The 19952-nt window shown below is 72.5% G+C and carries 14 protein-coding genes; 1 reads left to right on the top strand and 13 read right to left on the bottom strand.

The features are described 5' to 3' along the window. Nucleotides 1-325: 325 nt before the first annotated feature. Nucleotides 326-1198: a hypothetical protein gene (locus VFR90_RS17085; RefSeq protein WP_326407369.1), complete on the top strand. Its 873-nt coding sequence runs from the start codon at nt 326-328 to the stop codon at nt 1196-1198. A gap of 28 nt (nt 1199-1226) precedes the next feature. On the opposite strand, the gene malQ is transcribed toward VFR90_RS17085, so the two are convergent. The 13 genes from malQ to VFR90_RS17020 form a co-directional block, all read right to left on the bottom strand. Then, complete coding sequence (gene malQ / locus VFR90_RS17080) at nt 1227-2729, bottom strand: 4-alpha-glucanotransferase (RefSeq protein ID WP_326407368.1); 1503 nt, start codon at nt 2727-2729, stop codon at nt 1227-1229. 21 nt (nt 2730-2750) lie between these two features. After that, nucleotides 2751-5609, bottom strand: a complete 2859-nt coding sequence (gene treY / locus VFR90_RS17075) for a malto-oligosyltrehalose synthase (protein ID WP_326407367.1) — start codon at nt 5607-5609, stop codon at nt 2751-2753. Continuing rightward, nucleotides 5606-7417: a malto-oligosyltrehalose trehalohydrolase gene (gene treZ / locus VFR90_RS17070; protein WP_326407366.1), complete on the bottom strand. Its 1812-nt coding sequence runs from the start codon at nt 7415-7417 to the stop codon at nt 5606-5608. Before treZ ends, treY begins: the two co-directional genes overlap by 4 nt. Nucleotides 7418-7421: 4 nt before the next feature. Continuing rightward, the gene (glgX, locus tag VFR90_RS17065) at nt 7422-9539 is read right to left on the bottom strand and encodes a glycogen debranching protein GlgX (RefSeq protein ID WP_326407365.1); all 2118 of its coding nucleotides are present in this window, start codon (nt 9537-9539) and stop codon (nt 7422-7424) included. Nucleotides 9540-9564: 25 nt separating this feature from the next. Beyond that, on the bottom strand, nt 9565-10833 hold the full coding sequence (locus VFR90_RS17060; protein WP_326407364.1) for a sugar phosphate nucleotidyltransferase: 1269 nt from the start codon (nt 10831-10833) through the stop codon (nt 9565-9567). A 66-nt stretch (nt 10834-10899) separates the two neighbouring features. Beyond that, nucleotides 10900-12093, bottom strand: coding sequence for an acyl-CoA dehydrogenase (locus tag VFR90_RS17055; protein ID WP_326407363.1), 1194 nt, complete (start codon nt 12091-12093; stop codon nt 10900-10902). A gap of 11 nt (nt 12094-12104) precedes the next feature. Further along, a complete protein-coding gene (locus VFR90_RS17050; RefSeq protein ID WP_326407362.1) occupies nt 12105-12500 on the bottom strand; it encodes a RidA family protein in 396 nt (131 codons plus the stop codon). A gap of 17 nt (nt 12501-12517) precedes the next feature. Then, nucleotides 12518-14131 carry a benzoate-CoA ligase family protein gene (locus VFR90_RS17045; protein ID WP_326407361.1) on the bottom strand — a complete coding sequence of 538 codons (1614 nt, stop codon included), beginning with the start codon at nt 14129-14131 and terminating at the stop codon, nt 12518-12520. Nucleotides 14132-14147: 16 nt separating this feature from the next. Then, nucleotides 14148-15335 carry an acyl-CoA dehydrogenase family protein gene (locus tag VFR90_RS17040; protein ID WP_326407360.1) on the bottom strand — a complete coding sequence of 396 codons (1188 nt, stop codon included), beginning with the start codon at nt 15333-15335 and terminating at the stop codon, nt 14148-14150. Continuing rightward, complete coding sequence (locus VFR90_RS17035) at nt 15336-16193, bottom strand: enoyl-CoA hydratase family protein (protein WP_326407359.1); 858 nt, start codon at nt 16191-16193, stop codon at nt 15336-15338. It abuts the gene before it with no gap. Then, a complete protein-coding gene (locus VFR90_RS17030) occupies nt 16190-16732 on the bottom strand; it encodes a MarR family winged helix-turn-helix transcriptional regulator (protein ID WP_326407358.1) in 543 nt (180 codons plus the stop codon). The genes VFR90_RS17035 and VFR90_RS17030 overlap by 4 nt, the downstream gene beginning before the upstream one ends. Further along, nucleotides 16729-17502: an SDR family NAD(P)-dependent oxidoreductase gene (locus tag VFR90_RS17025; protein WP_326407357.1), complete on the bottom strand. Its 774-nt coding sequence runs from the start codon at nt 17500-17502 to the stop codon at nt 16729-16731. Before VFR90_RS17025 ends, VFR90_RS17030 begins: the two co-directional genes overlap by 4 nt. Beyond that, nucleotides 17499-19934, bottom strand: coding sequence for an oxidoreductase (locus VFR90_RS17020; RefSeq protein ID WP_326407356.1), 2436 nt, complete (start codon nt 19932-19934; stop codon nt 17499-17501). Before VFR90_RS17020 ends, VFR90_RS17025 begins: the two co-directional genes overlap by 4 nt. Nucleotides 19935-19952: the final 18 nt, after the last annotated feature.

The raw sequence follows: 19952 nt of genomic DNA, 5'->3' as shown, positions 1-19952 counted from the left end.
CTTTTGCCACAAGGCTTCGCTTGGCAGGCGCGGCGCGCAGGCCGCGGCGCGTTCAATCGGCACCCTGCGGCCCACCTTGCGGCGCGGTCGTCTTCAGGAGCGTTGCATGGGTGGATGCGTTTCGAGGAGCTCGGTGGGCGCCGGCCGTCATGCGCCGGTGCCGGGTTCTCGCGGCGGCGATGCCGCCGGATCTTCGTCGGTCAGTTCGAGCCCGAGGTCTTCATCGGGAGGTGAGTCGCCGCTCGCTCCGCGGCCTGCGCCGATCGTCGCCCGGGAGCCGGGGCGACGGCTGCAGGGCCGGCTCGCGATGCAAGAAGTACAGCAGGTGGCTTATCACGTCGCCGCGCATGCGGTGGGCGATCCCGTCGCCTCGCCGCGGCGCTTCGCCGACGCTGCGGCGACGGTCCACGACGTGCGCATGCTGCTCAAGTACGGCCGGGGCAACGTGGCGGCCGACAGCGAGCCGTCGCGGGGCCACAACGGGATCGGCTCGTCGGTCGCCGAATCGGGGCACGACACATGGAGCCAGCTGGCCATGGCCACGCAGATGGGCGCCGGCGTCTGCGACCAGCATGCGGGGCTGACCCTGGTGCATCACGCGCACCGGATGCGCGATGGCGACGTGGTGTCGCGCACCGGAGGGCGCGTCACGCTCGCGACGTACGCGGACGGCGGTGACGTGGTCGACGTCCAGAGCGGGCACAGCTGGGGCGAGCTGCGCGTCGAAGGCCGCCGGGATCCCGAATCGACGGCCGTCCTGGACGGATGGTCGAACGGACCGGTGGTGCGCTTGAAGGACAGCGCCTGGGCCGGCGTCGTGCCGAACGCCGACCTGCCGCTCGACAAGTCGCAGGCCGTGCAGCAAGCGACCCGCTATGAAACCTTGGTGCCGCTGGTCCATCCGGACGAAGACGACTACGTGGCCGGTCGGCTGCTTCGCAAGCGCCGCGAACCCACGGTCTGGCCGCGTCACCTCGAGGCGCAGGTCGTCTCGCAGGCCTTCGCGCAGCGCGCGCGCGACGCACTGGCCGACATGTCCGCGTCGGACCAGCGCAGCCTGGCGGCATCGATGGCGGCCCGCACCTACGGCCTGAGCGAGAGCCAGGCATCGAGCCCGCGCACCGTCGATGCGGTGCTGCACGAGGCGCGCAGCCTGGACCGGCAGTCCCGGCCGCCGATCGAGCCGCCGCAGGACTGAGCGCAGGCCGCCACGAGGCGGCCTGCGCTCAACCCGGCCTGCGCTGGTACAGCGAGGCGAGGTGCGCGAGCCGCCAGGCCGCATCCTGCGGCACGTCGTCCCAGCCGAAGCGCCACGACCAGTTGCCTTCGGCGGTGCCCGGCAGGTTCATCCGGTGCTCGCTGCCGAGGCCCAGCACGTCCTGCATCGGCACGATCGCGAGGTCGGCGACGCTCGCGTTGGCCGCGCGGATGAAGTCCCAGTGCACTTGCGAGCCGTCGCAGGCGAAGTACTCGCGCACGTGGTGGCGCACGTCCTCGTCGACCGCGCGCCACCAGCCCGGCGTCGTGTCGTTGTCGTGGGTGCCGGTGTAGACGACGCTGTCGGGCTCGTGGCTGTGCGGCAGGTAGCGCACGTCGCCGGGGTTCGCACGGCCGAAGGCGAACTGCAGCACCGCCATGCCGGGGAAGTCGAAGCGCTTGCGCAGCGCGGTCACGTCGGGCGTGATGATCCCCAGGTCCTCCGCGATGATCGGCAGTGGCCCGAGCGCGCGCGCGACCGCGTCGAACAGCGCCTCGCCGGGCGCCGGCGCCCAGCGGCCGTGGATCGCGGTCGGCTCGCGCGCGTCGATTTCCCAGCAGGCCGCGAAGCCGCGGAAGTGGTCGATGCGCAGGACGTCCACCAGCTCGACCGTGCGGCCGATGCGCTCGGTCCACCACGCGAAGCCCTCGGCCGCATGCGCGGGCCAGCGGTACAGCGGGTTGCCCCAGCGCTGGCCGGTGGGGCTGAAGTAGTCGGGCGGCACGCCGGCGACCAGCGTCGGGCGGCCTTCGGCGTCCAGCTCGAACAGCTGCGGGCGCGCCCACACGTCGGCGCTGTGGTGCGCGACGAAGATCGGCGCGTCGCCGACGATGCGCACGCCGCGCTGCATCGCGTGCGCCTTGAGCGCGCGCCACTGCCGGAAGAAGCACCACTGCGTGAACTGCCAGAAGAACACGCGCCCGGCGAGCGCCTCGGCCGCCTCGGCCAGCGCGGCCGGTTCGCGGCGCGCAAGCGGGCGCGGCCAGTCGCACCAGTCGCGCTCCGGATGCGCCTCGCCGATCGCGGCGAACAGCGCGTAGTCGCCCAGCCAGCTCGCATGCGCGGCGCAGAAGGCTTCGAAGTCGTCGCGCGCCGCCGGCGTGGCCACGGCGGCGAAGCGCAGCGCCGCGCGTGCGAGCCGCTGCATGCGGAACGGCAGCACCTGCGCGAAGGCGACGCGGCGCGCGTCGAAGCCGGGCTCGGGGCGCAGGTCGTCGGCGTCGAGCCAGCCGTGGCGCTGCAGCTCGGCCAGGTCGATCAGCGCGACGTTGCCCGCGAAGGCCGAGGGGCTGGAATACGGCGAATGCCCGGCGCCCGCGTTGCCGAGCGGCAGCAGCTGCCACAGCGTCTGGCCGGCGCTCGCGAGCCAGTCGACGAAGCGATAGGCGTCGGGCCCGAGATCGCCGCTGCCGTGCGGGCCGGGCAGCGAGGTCGGATGCAGGAGGAGGCCGGCGCTGCGCGGGAATCGCATGGTCAGGACGAGGGCGTGGGTTCAGGTCGCGGGCCTCAGCACTGCAAGCGGCAGGCCACCGGCGAGCAGTGAGGCGAGCGAAAGCCTAGCGCCATCGGCGTCGACGCGCCGACCGCTGAGCACGTCGATCCAGGCGTGCGGCGCGGCGCCCGTGGCCGGCCCATCGGGCAGCGCAATCGCGGTGTCGCGCCAGGACGCGGCCGAGGCGAGCCGCTCGGCATCGCCCTCGCAACGCCGCCACGGCAAGCGCGTGACGACGCTCAGGCTGCACGCATCGCCCGCGCGGCGCGCGAACGCGAACACGTGCTCGGCGAGCGCGCCCTGCGCCTCGATCGGCCGGTAGTCGCCGTGCTCGAACAGCCCGGCCGCCTCCGCGCGCCAGCGCAGCAGCGCGCGGGTGACGAACAGCTTGTGCAGGTCGGCCGGCAGCGCCGCCCCTTCGGCGAGCCGCGCATCGATCGCCGCGAGCCGCCGCCCGATCGCGTCGAAGTCGACCGGCCGCCGGTTGTCCGGATCGACCAGCGCGAAGGCCCAGTCCTCGCAGCCCTGGTAGACGTCGGGCACGCCCGGCGCGGTGAGCTTGAGCGCGACGAGGTTCAGGCTGTTCGCCGCGCCGAAGGGCGCGATCTGCGCGACGAAGCGGCGCAGGTCGGTGAGGAAGGGGTTGGGCTCGATGCGCGCGAGCAGCACCTCGATCGAGCGCTGCAGCGCCGCCTCGTAGGCGTCGTCGCCTTCGAGCCAGCTGCTGCGCTGCTTGGCTTCGCGCACGGCCTTGAGCATGTAGGCGCACACCCGCGCGCGCAGCGGCGGCAGCGCGGCGTCGTCGGCGAAGTCGGCCGGCAGCACGCCGACCAGCGTCTGGTAGAGCAGCAGCTCGTCGCTCGCGGTCAGCGGCTCCGGCACCTCGCCGATGCGCCACTGCGTCTGGGCGAGGCCGTGCCAGCGGTCGAGCGCGGCGGCCCAGAGCGCCGGCATCTCGGACAGCACGTTCAGCCGGGCGCGCACGTCCTCCGAACGCTTGCTGTCGTGCGTCGAGGTGCCGAGCAGCGTGTGCGGCATGTCGCGCAGCCGATCGAGGTTGGCCGCGTGGAGTGCGGCCGGCGTGAACCCGAAGCGGCGCGGATCCCCGCCGACATCGTTGAGCGACACCAGCCGGTGATGCCGGTAGAACGCGGTGTCCTCCATCGACTTGGCCATCACCGGCGCGGTGAACTGCTGGAAGCGCAGCACGAAGCGCAGCCGCAGCGCGCGGCGCTCGTCGGGCTCGTCCCCATCGTGCAGCAAGGCCGTGCGCAGGAAATCGACGTGCACCGCCTGCGACGGCCGCACGCGCGCCCGCGCTCGCGCCGCGCACTTCTCGATGCAGGCCACGTCGAGCGGCGCCGCGCCGCGCTCGCTGACGTAGCTGCGGTAGACGTCGAAGGCCGCGGCCAGCTCGACGATCGCGTCGCGCAGGTCGTCGCGCGTGAGGTCGCGGGTGTGGCGGTCGAGCAGCGCGAGGCTGCGCGCCAGCTCGGTCAAGAGCTTCAGGTCGGCGCCGAGCGAGACGTTCATCGTCGCGCGCTTGGCCGCGTCGAGTTCGGCGTCGAAGCCGACGCTGCTGCCGACGAAGGCGTCGGTCAGCGCGTCGAAGGCCTCGGCCCCGGACGCATCCACGAACAGCCCCAGCGCCTGGTTCGCGAAGCGGTAGCCGGTGTCGCCGTGCACCGGCCAGCTGCGCCGCCAGGGTTCGTCGTCGGCCAGGATCTTTTCGGCGACGAGGTAGATCGACGGGCTGGCATCGGCCGGCAATCCCTGGGCTTCGGCGCAGCGGCGCTGCAGCCGCTCGAAGTAGGCCGCGGGGTCGGCCATGCCGTCGGGGTGGTCGATGCGCAGGCCGCTCACCAGGCCGCGGCCGACCCAGTCGAGCACGCGCCGGTGCGCGGCCTCGAACACCTCGTCGTGCTCGACGCGCAGGCCGGCGAGCCCGTTGATGTCGAAGAAGCGCCGGTAGTTGATCTGCGCGCCGGCGCTGCGCCAGTGCGCGAGGCGCCAGGCCTGGCGTTCGAGCAGGCGGTCGAGCGCGTCGAAGCTCGCCGGCTCGCCCACGCGGCCGGCGAGCGCCTGCGCGCAGGCCTCCAGCCAGGCCGCGAAGCCCGGCACCTCGCGGTGCGCCTGCGCGAGCGAGGCCTTCAGCGCGGCCGCTTCGCGGCGGCGGCGCGCGCGGCCGAACTCGCCTTCGATGTCGCGCGCCGCGAGCGCCGCGAAGCCTTCGATCAGCGGCAGCACGCGCTTCGCCTTCACCGCCTGCAGCCCGGCCGGCAGGGGCACCGCGCGCAGCAGCGCGGCGTAGTCGGCCGGATCGATCGGGAAGCGGTGGTCGAAGTAGCGGATCACGAACTGCCCGCGCTGCGCGTCGAACACGGGCCGCAGCTCGCCGGCTTCGAGGATGTCGCCATAGGCGCCGCCCAGCACGGCCAGCAGCAGCTTGCCGTGCAGCTCCCGCTGCGGCGGCTGCCAGTCGATGTCGAAGGCGCGCGCGTGCAGCGCGGCGGGACCGTGCTCCAGCACCTCCAGCCACCAGGGGTTGTCGGCTTCGAGCACGCCCATGTGGTTGGGCACGATGTCGAGCAGCAGGCGCATGCCGCGCGCATGGAGCGCGGCGACCAGCGCGTCGAGGTCGGCGTCGCTGCCGAGCTCGGGGTTGAGGCGCTCGGGGTCGATCACGTCGTAGCCGTGCGTGCTGCCCGGGCGGGCGCGCAGCAGCGGCGAGGCGTAGAGATCGCTGACGCCGAGCGCCGCCAGGTGCGGCAGCCGCGCGGTCGCGTCGGCGAGGCGGAAGCCGGCGTGGAACTGCAGGCGGTAGGTGGCGCGCGGGATGCGCGGGGCGTGCGTGCTCATGCGAGCCAGCGACCGGACCAGGGGCCGAAGCCGTCGGCATCGATGCGCCCGAGCGCGCAGGCCGGATCGGCGTCGATCGGCTCGAAGCCGGCCGCCGCATCGTGCGCCACCGTCTCGGCCGACAGGTTCACCTGCATCAGCCAGCGCCTGCCGCCGCCGAGCCGCCAGTGCAGCTGAAGCAGCGTGCCGTGGCAGCGGGCCTCGTGGCCGTCGAACGGCAGGCTTTCAAGCGACGGCGTCAGCAGCCGCGCGCGCAGCGCGAGCAGCGCTGCGTGGAAGTCCCGCCAGGCGCGCGCCGCATCGCTTGCGGCGGCCTCGCGCCAGCGCTTGCAGGCTTCGAAGGTCGCTTCGCTGCACGGGTCGGGCAGCCGCCCTTCGCGTGCCGCTTCGGCGAAGCGCGGGAAATGCTCGAACTCCTTGCGCCGGCCTTCGCGCACCGCGTCGCGCAGCGCACCCTGCCAGTCGCAGAAGTAGAGGAAGGGCGTGGTCGCGCCGAGCTCCTCGCCCATGAACAGCATCGGCGTCGTCGGCGCGAGCAGCACGATCGCCGCGGCGAGCTTCACCGCGTCGGCCCCGGCGAGCGCCAGCAGCCGCTCGCCGAAGGCGCGGTTGCCGATCTGGTCGTGCGTCTGCAGCATGTTGACGACCGCGCCGAGCGGCGCCTGGCCCTCGGCGGCCCGGCGCGAGCCGGCGACATGCGGCGCGCCCTGGCGCGAGAAGCCGTGCGCGAGCGCGCGGCCGAGCTGCTCGAGCGGCGCGTCGTACTCCGCGTAGTAGCCGTCGCGCTCGCCGGTGAGCAGCACGTGCAGGCCGTGGTGCACGTCGCCGCTCCACTGCCCGTCGTAGCGGCCCGGCGTGCCCGGCGGCCCGAGCCGCGCCGGATCGTTGTGATCGTTCTCCAGCACCAAGTGCACGTGCCGGCCGGCGGTGGCCGCGCGCACGCGCTCGGACAGCTCGTGCAGGAAGCCCGGCCGGCGCTCGTCGGGGATCGCATGCACCGCGTCGAAGCGCAGCCCGTCGAAGCGGAACTCGTCGAGCCAGTAGAGCGCGTTGTCGATGAAGAACTCGCGCACCGTCGCCGCACCGCGCGCGTCGTCGTCGACGTTGATCGCCGCGCCCCAGCCGGTGACGTGGCGCTCGGAGAAGAAGCCCGGCGCGTAGGCGTGCAGGTAGTTGCCGTCCGGCCCGAAGTGGTTGTAGACGACGTCGGCGAACACCATCAGCCCGAGCCGGTGCGCGGCCTGCACGAAAGCCTTCAGCTCGTCGGGCCGGCCGTAGCCGTGGAAGGGCGCGAAGGGCAGCACGCCGTCGTAGCCCCAGCCGAAGCGGCCGGGGAAGTCGGCCAGCGGCATCAGCTGGATCGCGGTGATGCCCAGGCTCGCCAGCTCGCTCAGGCGCGCCGCGGCGCTCGCGTAGCGGCCCTCGTCGGTGAACGTGCCGACGTGCAGCTCGTAGATCACCGCCTCGTGCCAGGGCCGGCCGCGCCAGCCGGCGTCATCCCAGGTGAAGGCATGCGGATCGAGCAGTTCGCTCGGGCCGTGCGGGCCGTCGGGGTTGAAGCGCGAGGCGGGATCGGGCACGGCCAGTTCGCCGTCGATGCGCCATTGGTAGCGCTGGCCCGCGGCGGCATCGGCCACGACGGCCTCGCACCAGCCGCCGGCATCCCGTGTGGCCGCCGCGCTGCGCAGGCCATCGCCGTGCAGCAGCAGCTCGGCGTGCCGGGCGCCGGGCGCCCACAGGCGAAACCGCGCACCGCGACCGCTGGCGTCGAGAGTCGCGCCGAAGCGCATCGCGTGGGCATGCCGCATCGCTTCACACCCGCGGCTGGGTCAGCAGGAACAGCGCGCGCCCGGCGCAGCGCGCGCTGCCTTCGAGCGGCTGGCCGTCGGCCACCGGGAATCCGGTGCGCGTGCTGGTGTCGATGCGCGGGAACCAGGCGCGGCCGTTCACCTCCGGCAGCACGAAATCGGCCGGGTCGTCGCCGCCGTTGAGGATCAACAGCACCGCCGCGCCGAGCGCGTCGTCGTCGGCGCTGCACATGAGCGCCGCGACCGCGCGGAAGCCCGCGTCGGTCCAGTGCGCCGCGGTCGCTTCGCTGCCGTCGGGCAGGCGCCAGCGCACCTCGTTCACGCCGTCGCCTTCATCGGCCCTGAACCAGCGTGGCAGGCGCAGCAGCGGCAGTTCGCGGCGCAGCCAGACGAGGCGGCGGGTGAAGTCGAGCAGCCGGCTGCGCTCGGGCGTCATCCGCCAGTCGAACCAGCTGATCTCGTTGTCCTGGCAGTAGCCGTTGTTGTTGCCGCGCTGGGTGCGGCCCATCTCGTCGCCGCCCAGCAGCAGCGGCGTGCCCTGCGACAGCAGCAGCGTCGCGAGCAGGTTGCGCTTGAGCCGTTCGCGCTGCACCAGCACGACTTCGTCGCAGGTGTCGCCCTCGGCACCGCAGTTCCAGCTGCGGTTGTGGCTCTCGCCGTCGCGGTTGTCTTCGCCGTTGGCCTCGTTGTGCTTGCCGTTGTAGGAGACGAGGTCGTGCAGCGTGAAGCCGTCGTGCACCGTGACGAGGTTGACGCTCGCGTTCGGCGTGCGGCCGGCGTGCTCGTACAGATCGGACGAGCCCCACATCCGCTGCGCCAGCGTGTTGAGCGCGCCTTCCTTCTGGCACCAGAAGCTGCGCACCGTGTCGCGGTAGGTGCCGTTCCATTCGGCCCAGGGCTTCGGGAAGCCGCCGACGCGGTAGCCGTCGGGGCCCAGGTCCCAGGGCTCGGCGATCAGCTTGACCTGCGAGACCACCGGGTCCAGCGCGATCGCATGGAAGAAGGCGCTGTCGTGGCTGAAGTCCACCTTGCCGCGGCCCAGCGTCACCGCGAGGTCGAAGCGGAAGCCGTCGACGCCCATCTCCGTGACCCAATAGCGCAGGCTGTCGACGATCAGCCGGTTGACCACCGGCACCGTGGTGTCGAGCGTGTTGCCGGTGCCGGTGAAATCGAAGTTGTAGCGGCGGTCGGGCGGGCTCAGCCGGTAGTAGGTGTAGTGGTCGATGCCCTTGAACGACAGGGTCGGCCCGAGGTGGTTGCCTTCGGCGGTGTGGTTGTAGACCACGTCGAGGATCACCTCGAGGCCGGCCTCGTGCAGCGCGCGCACCATCTGCTTGAACTCGCGCACCGGCCCGCCGGTGCTCTGGTCGGCCGCGTAGCGCGCGGCCGGCGCGAAGAAGCCGATCGAGTTGTAGCCCCAGTAGTTGCGCAGTCCCAGGTCGACGAGCCGGTGATCGTCGAAGAAGGCCTGCACCGGCAGCAGCTCGACCGCGGTGACGCCGAGCTGCTTCAAGTGGTCGATCGCCGCGGGCGACGCGAGCCCGGCGTAGGTGCCGCGCAGCGCCTCGGGCACGCCCGGGTGCTGCTTGGTGAAGCCCTTGACGTGCACCTCGTAGAACACCGTGCGGTCCCAGGGCGTGTTCGGCGGCGTGCTGTCGCCCCAGTCGAACGCGTCGTTGACCACCTCGCACTTGGGCATCACCGCGGCGCTGTCCTCGATGCTGCAGTTCAGGCCCTCGTAGCCTTCCTCGGCCTCTTCGCCCGGCAGGTAGCCGTAGTGCGCGCTGCTCCACTGCGGCTCGCCGACGATCGAGCGGGCGTAGGGGTCGAGCAGCAGCTTGTGCTTGTTGCACCGCTGGCCGGCGGCGGGCTCGGTCGGGCCTTCGACGCGCCAGGCGTAGCGCGCGCCGGGCTGCAGATCGGGCACGTAGCCGTACCAGACGGCGCCGCGGCCGTGGCGCGTCATCTCCAGGCGCTGGATCTCGTGCGTGCCCGTGTCGTCGAACACGCACAGCTGCACCGCGCGGGCGGCGCCGCTGTGCAACGCGAAGTTCACGCCGCGACCGTCCCAGGTGGCGCCGAGCGGGTAGGGGCGGCCGCTGCGAACGCGCAGCTTGGGCATCGTTCAGCGCGCCTCGCGCCGTGCCTCAGGCCCAGGCATGGCGCCCGGGGCCGAAGGCCTGTGCGGCGGGCTGGGACTCGCCGGCGAAATGCCCGCGCGGCACGACCACGATGCCGCCGGCGCTGACCGGGAAGCGCGCGCGGTCGCGCCGCGCGTCGAAGCCGATCACCTCGCCGCCCGGGATCGCGTTGCCTTCGTCGACGATCACCCGTTGCAGCCGCGCTCCCGCGCCGACGCGCACGCCGTCCATCAGCACCGCATGGTCGAGCTGCGCATGCCGGCCGATGCGCACCGAGTCGCCGGCGACCGTGCGGTCGAGCAGGGCGCATTCGACGATCGCGCCGTCGCCGAGCCGGCAGTCGGTCACCTCGGCATGCGCGTCGATGCGCGCTCGCGCCGGCGGCTGCAGCGCGCCGATCGGCCAGAGCGCGTCGTCCAGCGCGAACGGCGCTTCGGCGCCGAGCGTGTCCATGTGGGCGGCGAAGTAGGCGTCGAGCGTGCCGATGTCGCGCCAGTAGCGCCGCGGCTCGGCGCAGGCCCCGGGCGCCGGGCTGTGCTGGAAGTCGTAGGCCATCAAACGGTGGCCGCCTGCGAGCAGCGCCGGCAGCACGTCGTGGCCGAAGTCGGTGCCGCCTTCGGCCTGCGCGCGCGCCAGCGCATCGCACAGCACCTCGGTCGAGAAGACGTAGTTGCCCATCGAGGCGAGCGCGTGGCCGGGGTGATCGGCGGCCGGCTCGGGGCGCGCCGGCTTCTCGTGGAAGGCGAGGATGCGCCGCGCGGCGTCGACCTCGACGACGCCGAAGCCGCTCGCCTCGCGCAGCGGCACCGGCAGCACCGCGATGGTCACGTCGGCGCCGCTCGCCGCATGCGCCTCGAGCATCGCCGCCACGTCCATCCGGTAGATGTGGTCGGCGCCGAAGATCGCCACCTGCCGGGCGCCCGAGGCGCGCACGCGCGCCAGGTGCTGGCGCACCGCGTCGGCGGTGCCGCGGTAGGGCCGGTCGAGCGTCGCGGCCAGCACCTGCACCGGCGCGCCGAGCGCCGGCCGCGCCGGCCAGGCGCGCTCGACGTGGCGCAGCAGCGCCTCCGGCCGGTGCTGCACCAGCAGGTCGAGCGACGGCAGGCCGGCGTTCAACAGGTTGGAGATCGCGAAGTCGACGACCCGGTGGCGCCCGCCGAAGGGCAGCGCCGGCTTGCAGCGCTCCGCCGTCAGCGGCGCCAGCCGCGAGCCGGCACCGCCGGCCATCACGAAGGCCCAGCTCCTTGCAACCTCGCCACCGCCGCGTGCATCCATGCCCGTTCTCCCTGGCGGTGCTCCGCCAGGGCGGGCAATGGCAAACGGTGTGCCGCGGGCGCGGCGTCAGTTCGCGAACGCCGCGATCCCGGTGATCGCGCGTCCGAGGATCAGCGCATGCACGTCATGCGTCCCTTCGTAGGTGTTCACCACCTCCAGGTTGACCAGGTGCCGCGCCACGCCGAACTCGTCGCTGATGCCGTTGCCGCCGAGCATGTCGCGCGCGGTGCGGGCGATCTCCAGCGCCTTGCCGCAGGAGTTGCGCTTCAGGATGGACGTGACCTCCGGGGCGGCCGTGCCTTCGTCCTTCATCCGCCCCAGCCGCAGGCAGCCCTGCAGCCCGAGCGCGATGTCGGTGAGCATGTCGGCCAGCTTCTTCTGCACCAGCTGGTTCGCCGCCAGCGGCCGGCCGAACTGCTTGCGCTCCAGCGTGTAGCTGCGCGCGGTCTCGTAGCAGAACTCGGCCGCGCCGAGCGCGCCCCAGGCGATGCCGTAGCGCGCGCTGTTCAGGCAGGTGAACGGGCCCTTCAGGCCGCGCACTTCGGGGAAGGCGTTCTCCTCGGGAACGAACACCTGATCCATCACGATCTCGCCGGTGAGGCTCGCGCGCAGGCCGACCTTGCCGTGGATGGCCGGGGCGCTCAGGCCCTTCATGCCCTTGTCGAGGATGAAGCCGCGTATGTCTCCTGGTCCGTGGCCTTCGTCCTCCTTGGCCCAGACGACGAAGACGTCGGCGAAGGGGCTGTTGGTGATCCACGTCTTGGCGCCGCTCAGGCTGTAGCCCCCCGGCACCTTCTTCGCGCGGGTGACCATGCTGCCGGGGTCGGAGCCGTGGTCGGGCTCGGTCAGGCCGAAGCAGCCGATCCATTCGCCGCGCGCGAGCCTGGGCAGGTACTTCTGCTTCTGCGCCTCGGTGCCGAAGGCTTCGATCGGCACCATCACCAGCGAGCTCTGCACGCTCATCATCGAGCGGTAGCCCGAGTCGACGCGCTCGACCTCGCGCGCGACGAGCCCGTAGCAGACGTAATTCATGCCGGCGCCGCCGTAGGCCTCGGCGACCGTGGGGCCGAGCAGGCCCAGCTCGCCCATCTCTCGAAAGATCGACGCATCGCTGCTGCCCTCGCGGAAGGCGTTCAGCACGCGCGGCGCGAGCCGGCCTTGCGCGTAGTCGCGCGCGGCATCGCGCACGGCGCGCTCGTCGGCGCTCAGCTGCTGCTCGAGCAGGAAGGGATCGTCGCGGTCGAAGCTGGGCTTGCTCATCGGAAAACTCCTCAATCAGGGACGACCGCGGTGACTTCGATCTCGACCTTGGCCTGATCCTCGATCAGCGCCGTGACCTCGACCGCGGTCATCGCGGCGTTGAAGCTCGCGATCAGCTCGCGGAAGGCGCGGCCGATCTCGGGGTAGGACGCGACGTACTCGCGCTTGTCGGTGACGTACCAGGTCATGCGCACGATGTGCTCCGGCTTCGCGCCGCCTTCGGCCAGCACCGCGACCACGTTGGCCAGCGCCTGCCGCGCCTGGCCGGCGAGCGTGTCGCTGACGAACCGGCCCTCGGCGTCCCAGCCGACCATGCCGGCGACGAACACCATGCGCCCGCGCGCCGCGACGCCGTTCGCATAGCCGCGCGGGCGCGGCCAGCCGGGGGGGAGCAGGACTTGCGGCATCGAAGGATCTCCTGGGTTCACGTCGGCTCGCGGAGTTTGAAGCGCTGCAGCTTGCCGGTCTCGGTGCGCGGCAATGCGCTGCGGAACTCGACCGCGCGCGGGTACTTGTAGGGCGCGACCGTCTGCTTGACGAAATCCTGCAGCGCCTTCGCGGTCGTCGGCCCCGCGACGCCGCCTTCGCGCAGCACCACGAAGGCCTTGACGATCTGGCCGCGCTCTTCGTCGGCCACGCCGACCACCGCGCAGTCGGCCACGCCGGGATGCAGCATCAGCGCGCTCTCCACCTCGGGCGCCGCGATGTTGTAGCCGGCCGAGACGATCATGTCGTCGGTGCGCGACTGATAGTGGAAGTAGCCGTCCGCATCCATCAGGTAGGCGTCGCCGGTCAGATTCCAGCCGCCTTGCACGTAGTCGGCCTGGCGCGGGTCGTCGAGGTAGCGGCAGCCGGTGGGCCCGCGCACCGCGAGCTTGCCGATCGTGCCCGGCGCAAGCGGCCGGCCGGCGTCGTCGACGACGCGCGCCTCGTAGCCGGGCACTGCCTTGCCGGTGGCGCCGGGCCGCGCGTTCGCCTCGTCGGCCGAGATGAAGATGTGCAGCAGCTCGGTCGCGCCGATGCCGTCGATCAGCTCGATGCCGGTGGCTTCCTTCCACAGCACGCGCGTCGCCGCCGGCAGCGCCTCGCCGGCCGAGACGCACTTGCGCAGCCGGCTCGCACGCAGCAGCTCGCCTTGCGCCGCCATCGCGCGGTACGAGGTCGGCGCGGTGAACAGCACCGTCGCGCCGAACGCGCGGATCGCTTCGACCAGATGCGCGGGCGTTGCCTTCTCCAGCAGCAGCGCCGAGGCGCCGACGCTCATCGGGAACAGCAGCAGCCCGCCGAGGCCGAAGGTGAAGGCCAGCGGCGGGCTGCCGACGAACACGTCGTCGGCCTCGGCGCGCAGCACGCTGCGCGGCCAGCAGGCGCAGATCGCCATCACGTCGCGATGGAAGTGCATCGTGCCCTTGGGCACGCCGGTGGTGCCGGAGGTGAAGGCGATCAGGCAGCAGTCGTCGGCGGCGGTCGCAAGCGTGTCGAAGCGCGGGCTCGCGGCGGCCATCGCGGCTTCGAGCCCGTCGGGCGCGCCGGTGTTGAAAAGCTTGATGCGCGCGAGCGTCGGGCACTCGCGCTGCGCTTCGAGCAGCGCGTCGGCCAGCGCCGCGTCGCACAGCGCGTGCGTGACGCGCGCCTTCGCGACGATCGGCACCAGCTCCTTCGCGCGCAGCATTGGCATCGTCGCGACCGCGATGCCGCCGGCCTTGATCACGCCGAACCAGCAGGCCGCCATCATCGGGTTGTTCGGCGCGCGCAGCAGCACGCGGTTGCCGGGCACCAGGCCCATCTGCTCGAGGAGCACGTTGGCGATGCGGTTCGCATGCGCCTGCAATGCCGCATAGCTCCAGTGCAGGCCGCCGGGCGCCACGATGCACGGCCGCTCGCCGCGGCCCTCGCGCACCGCGCGATCGAGCAGCTCGGCCGCGCAGTTCAGCCGCTCGGGGAACTGCAGCTCCGGCAGCGTGAACAGGAAGTCCGGCTGCTGCTCGGGCGGCGGCAGGTGGTCGCGCGCGAAGGTGTCGAGGTGGGCGGTGGCCATGGCGGACCTCCTGGCTTCAAGCCCGCAGCAGCTCGCGGCCGATGATCAGTTGCTGCACCTCGCTGGCGCCTTCGTAGATGCGCAGCGAGCGGATCTCGCGGTACAGCCGCTCGACCGGCTCGCCGCGCTTCACGCCGAGCCCGCCGCAGATCTGCACCGCGGCGTCGATCACCTGCTGGGCCCCTTCGGTCGCCGCCAGCTTGGCCATCGCGGCTTCCTTCGTGACGCTTCGGCCCTGGTCGCGCAGCCATGCCGCGCGGTAGGTCAGCAGCGCGGCCGCGTCGATCGTGGTGGCCATCGTCGCGAGGCGGGCCTGCGTGAGCTGGAAGTCGGCCAGCACGCCGTCGAACATCTTTCGCGTCGTCGCGCGTCGCAGCGCCTCGGCCAGGGCATGCCGCGCGAAGCCGAGGGCCGCGGCCGCGACCGAGGTGCGGAACACGTCGAGGGTGCGCATCGCGACCTTGAAGCCTTCGCCGGCCGCGCCGATGCGCTGCGTGAGCGGCACGCGGCAGCCGACGAAGCGCAGCCGCGCGAGCGGGTGCGGCGCGATGACCTCGATGCGCTCGGCGATCTCCAGGCCGGGCGTGCCCGCCTCGACGATGAAGGCCGAGATGCCGCGCGAGCTGCGCGCTTCGCCCGCGGCCTGCGAAGCGGGGGGCTCTGCTGCTTCCCGGGCGAACACGACATAGAAGTCGGCGATGCCGCCGTTGGAGATCCAGGTCTTCTCGCCGTCGAGCACCGCGTGCCCGCCTTCGACGCGCGCGGCGCACCGCATCGCCGCGACGTCCGAGCCGGCGTCCGGCTCCGACAGCGCGAAGGCCGCGATCGCCTCGCCGCGCGCCACCTTCGGCAGCCACGCGGCCTGCTGCGCGGGCGTGCCCGCCAGGCTGATGGCGCCCGAGCCCAGCCCCTGCATCGCGAAGGCGAAGTCGGCCAGGCCCTCGTGGCGCGCGAGCGTCTCGCGGATCAGGCACAGGCTGCGCGTGTCGATCGCCTCGGCCGCGCCGCCGTGCGCGCTGCCGGCGATCGCATGGCGCAGCCAGCCCCCCGCGCCGAGCGAACGCACGAGCTGCCGGCAGGCGGCATCGACATCGCCGTGGTCCACATGGGCGGCGTGCTCGCGCGCCCACGCATCGAGCGCGTGCGCCAGCTCGCGATGCCGCGCCTCGAAGAAAGGCCAGTCGAGGTGGCTCGGCACGTCCATCTAGTTGCCCTCGAACACCGGCTTGGCCTTCGCGGCGAAGGCGTCGTAGGCCCGCCGGAAGTCCTCGGTCAGCATGCACAGCGCCTGCGCCTGCGCCTCGGCCTCGATCGCCTGGTCGATCGTCATCGCCCACTCCTGATGCAGCATCGTCTTGGTGATGCCGTTGGCGAAGCTGGGCCCGTGCGCGAGCTCGTGCGCGAGCGCCTGCGCCTCGGCCAGCAGGGCCTCGGGTGTGCAGAGCCGGTTGAGGAAGCCCCAGCGCTCGGCCTCTTCGCCGCCGAGCGCGCGGCCGGTGTAGAGCAGCTCGCTCGCGCGGCCCTGCCCGACGATCCTCGGCAGCATCGCGCAGGCGCCCATGTCGCAGCCGGCGAGGCCGACGCGGTTGAACAGGAAGGCCGTCTTGCTGCGCGCGGTGCCCAGGCGCAGGTCGGACGCCATCGCGACGATCGCGCCGGCGCCGGCGCACACGCCGTCGATCGCCGCGACGATCGGCTGCGGGCAGTGCCGCATCTCGCTGACGAGCGCGCCGGTCATGCGCGTGAACATCAGCAGCTCCGGCGCGGGCAGGCCGATCAGCGGGCCGATGATCTCGTGCACGTCGCCGCCCGAGCAGAAGTTGCCGCCGGCACCGGCGATCACGATCGCCTTCACGTCCTCGGCGTGCCGCAGCGTCGCGAACAGGTCGCGCAGCTCGGCGTAGCTCGCGAAGCTCAGCGGGTTCTTGCGCTCGGGGCGATCGAGCGTGACTGTGCCGACGCGGTCGCGCAGCTGCCAGCCGAAGTGCGCGGCGCGGTGGCCCGCGAGCCGCGTGCGGTTGCCGGCGGCCAGCACCGGATCGAGGGGCTTGTCGCGCTTCATCGCTCGGTCTCCTTCGTGTCGCCGGCTTGCAGCGCGTTGAGGTGCACGCGCAGGCCGCCGAGCAGCTCGTGCAACTGCGCCTTCTGCGGGGCGCCCATGCCCGCGAAGATGTCCACGACCCAGGACTCGTGCACCGCGGCGATCCGTGCGAACACCTGGTGCCCCTTCGCGGTGAGCGCGACGCGCCAGGAGCGGCGGTCCTCCGGCTCGTCGCGGCGCTCGACCAGGCCCTCCTTGACCAGCTCGTCGGTCAGCCCGGTGACGTTGCCGCCGGTCACCATCAGATAGCGCGACAGCGCGTTCATCCGCAGCCCGTCGGGGTGGCGCTGCAGCTGCGCGAGGTAGTCGAAGCGGGCGAGCGTCATGCCGAACTCGGCGCGCAGGCGCTTCTTGATTTCGGTCTCGATCTGCGTGCTGCACGAAAGCAGCCGCAGCCACACCTTCAGCGATTGATGGTCGTCGGCGGCGAGCCGGCCTTCGAGGCCGATGCTCCCGTCGTCGAGCAGCGGGGCGAGCTCCAGCTTCGTCGCGCGCTTCATGCCATCACCTCGCCGCCGCTGACCGAAAGGCACTGGCCGGTGACGGCCGCGGCGCCGTCGCCGCACAGGAAGGCCACCGCGTCGGCGACTTCGCCGGGCTGCATCACGCGGCCTTGCGGGCTCGCCTGCTCGAAGGCGGCGCGCGCCTCGGCCTCGCTGCGCCCGGTCCCGGCGACCAGCCTGTCGATGCCCGTGCGCAGGATCTCGGTGTCGGTGTAGCCGGGGCAGACTGCGTTGACGGTGACGCCCTTCTTCGCGACTTCCAGCGCCAGCGCGCGGGTCAGGCCGACGACGCCGTGCTTGGCCGCGCAGTAGGCCGCGACGTAGGCGTAGCCGCGCTGGCCCGCCGTACTCGCGACGTTGACGATGCGGCCGCGGCCCGTGCCGAGCATGTCGGGCAGCGCCTGCTGCGTGCAGAGGAAGGTGCCGGTGAGGTTCACGTCGAGCATGCGTTGCCAGAGGTCCAGCGAGGTCTTGCCGAAGGGCGCGCTTTCGGCCTGGCCGGCGTTGTTGACGAGGATCGCGATGGCACCGTGCGCCGCGCGCGCCGCGGCGAAGGCGCGCTGCACCGCGGCCTCGTCGGCGACGTCGACGGCGATGCAGGCCGCGCCCGGCAGCTCGGCCGCCAGCGCGCGCAGCGCGTCCAGGCGCCGGCCCATCAGGCTCAGGCGCGCACCCTGCGACGCGAGCCGGCGCGCGATGGCCGCGCCGATCCCCTGCGCCGCGCCGGTGACGACCGCGTGGCGGCCTTCGAGCGCCGGCCCGCTCACACCGGCTCCCGCTCGGCCGGCCCGGCCGGGGCTGCGGCCCGCGCGGCCTTCTCGCGTGCGAACAAGGTCTCCATCTGCGCCTTGCCCGATGCATACGGCTTCGGCCACGCGATGCCGGTCCAGCCGATCCTCGCGGCCTCGGTCAGCGTCCACGCCGGGTTCGCCAGATGCGGCCGCGCGACGGCGCACAGATCCGCGCGTCCCGCCGCGACGATGCTGTTGACGTGATCGGCCTCGCTGATCGCGCCGACCGCCATCGTGGCGATGCCGGCTTCGTTGCGGATGCGATCGGCGAACGGCGTCTGGTACATGCGGCCGTAGACCGGCTTCTGCAGCGGGCTGACCTGGCCCGACGAGCAGTCGATCAGATCGCAGCCGGCGGCCTTGAAGGCGCGCGCGATCTCCACCGCATCGGCCGGCGTGATGCCGCCCTCGACCCAGTCGTGCGCCGAGATCCGCACCGACATCGGCCGCTGCCGGGGCCACGCCGCGCGCATCGCCGCGAACACTTCGAGCGGCCAGCGCAGCCGGTTCGCGAGCGAGCCGCCGTACTCGTCGGCGCGGCGGTTGGTCAGCGGCGAGATGAAGCTCGACAGCAGGTAGCCGTGCGCGCAGTGCAGCTCCAGCCAGTCGAAGCCGGCCTCGGCGGCACGGCGGGTGGCGGCGACGAAATCGTCGCGCACGCGGTCCATGTCGGCGCGGTCCATCGCGCGCGGCACGGCCGTCACGCCGCTCTGGTAGGGCAGGGCCGAGGCCGCGAGCAGCGGCCAGTTGGCCTCGGCCAGCGGCTGGTCGGCGCCGCGCCCGTTCCACGGCTCGTTGGTCGAGCCCTTCGGGCCGGCGTGGCCCAGCTGGAGCGCGATCCGCGCGTCGGAATTCGCATGGACGAAGTCGACGATGCGCTTCCAGGCATCGCGCTGCGCGTCGTTCCACAAGCCGGGGCAGCTGGGCGTGATGCGGGCGTCGGGGCTCGGGCAGGTCATCTCGGCGAACACGAGGCCCGCGCCGCCCATCGCACGCGCGCCCAGGTGCGCCAGGTGGTAGTCGCCGGCGACGCCGTCCTGCGCGCGGTATTGCGCCATCGGCGAGACCACCACGCGGTTCGCGAGCCGCGTGCCGCGCAGCGTGAACGGCGTGAACATCGGCGGCGGCGGCTTGCTGCCGGCGGGAAGCTCGAGCCCCGCGCGCTCGGCGAACCAGCGCTCGAAGCCTTCGAGCCAGGCCGCATCGCGCAGCCGCAGGTTCTCGTGCGAGATGCGCTGCGAGCGCGTCAGCATCGAGTACATGAACTGCTCGGGCGGCAGCGTCTCGGCATAGCGCGCGCCGACCACCTCGAACCACTCCATCGCGTTCCAGGCCGCGTTCTGCAGGCGCAGCACGTCGACGCGCCGCAGCGCTTCGTACTCGGCGAGCACCTGCGGGATGCGTTCGGGCGCGTGGCCGAAGCGCTCGAACTGGCGCGCGAGCTCGATCGCGTCCTCGATCGCGAGCTTGGTGCCCGAGCCGATCGCGAAATGCGCGGTGTGCACCGCGTCGCCCATCAGCACGACGTGGCTGCGGCCGTTGAAGAAGGACCAGTGCTCGCAGGCGACGTGCTGGAAGGCGAGCCACGCCGAGCCGCGCAGGTGGCGCGCGTTCGTCATCAGCTTGTGGCTGCGCAGCTCCGGCTCTGCCGGGCCGGGCAGATCCCCTTGGGGGACGGACGGCGAAGCCGGCCTGGGGGCCTCAATTCGCAGGTGGTCGGCGAACAGCCGCTCGCAGAAGGCGACCGAGGCGTCGCTGTCGAGCTTGTCCAGCCCGTGCGCGAGCCAGGTGGTCTCGGTCGTTTCGACGATGAAGGTCGTGGTCTTCTCGTCGAACTGGTAGACGTGTGCCTGGAACCAGCCGTGCTCGGTGCGCACGAAGCTGAAGTTGAAGGCGTCGTACAGCTTGGTCGTGCCCAGCCAGATGAAGCGGTTCGGGCGGGTCACGATGTCCGGCTTGAAGACTTCGGCATGCCGGCGGCGCACCTTCGAGTTCACGCCGTCGGAGGCGATGACGAGGTCGGCCTCGGGGAAGTCGGCGTCCGACTCCGCTTCGCTCTCGAAGACCAGCCTGACGCCCAGCGCCTCGCAGCGCGCCTGCAACAGGTTCAAAAGCTTCTTGCGGCCGATGCCGACGAAGCCGTGGCCGCCGCTGCGGATGCGCCGGCCCCGGAATTCGAGCTCGATGTCGTCCCAGTGGTTGAAGGCGCGCTCGATGTCGGCGGCGGTCTCGGCGTCCCACTCGCGCATGTTCGCGAGCGTCGCGTCGGAGAACACGACGCCCCAGCCGAAGGTGTCGTAGGGCTTGTTGCGCTCGACGACGGTCACGTCGTGCTCGGGGCGCAACTTCTTCATCAGCAGCGCGGCATACAGGCCGGCCGGGCCGCCGCCGATGCAGACGATCTTCATGGGCGCTCCAAAGACACT

Source organism: Methylibium sp. (assembly GCF_035762065.1).
Taxonomy (GTDB): Bacteria; Pseudomonadota; Gammaproteobacteria; order Burkholderiales; family Burkholderiaceae_C; genus Methylibium.
Note: the sequence above shows the minus strand (reverse complement) of the source record. Positions and strands in the feature narration are given on the sequence as shown.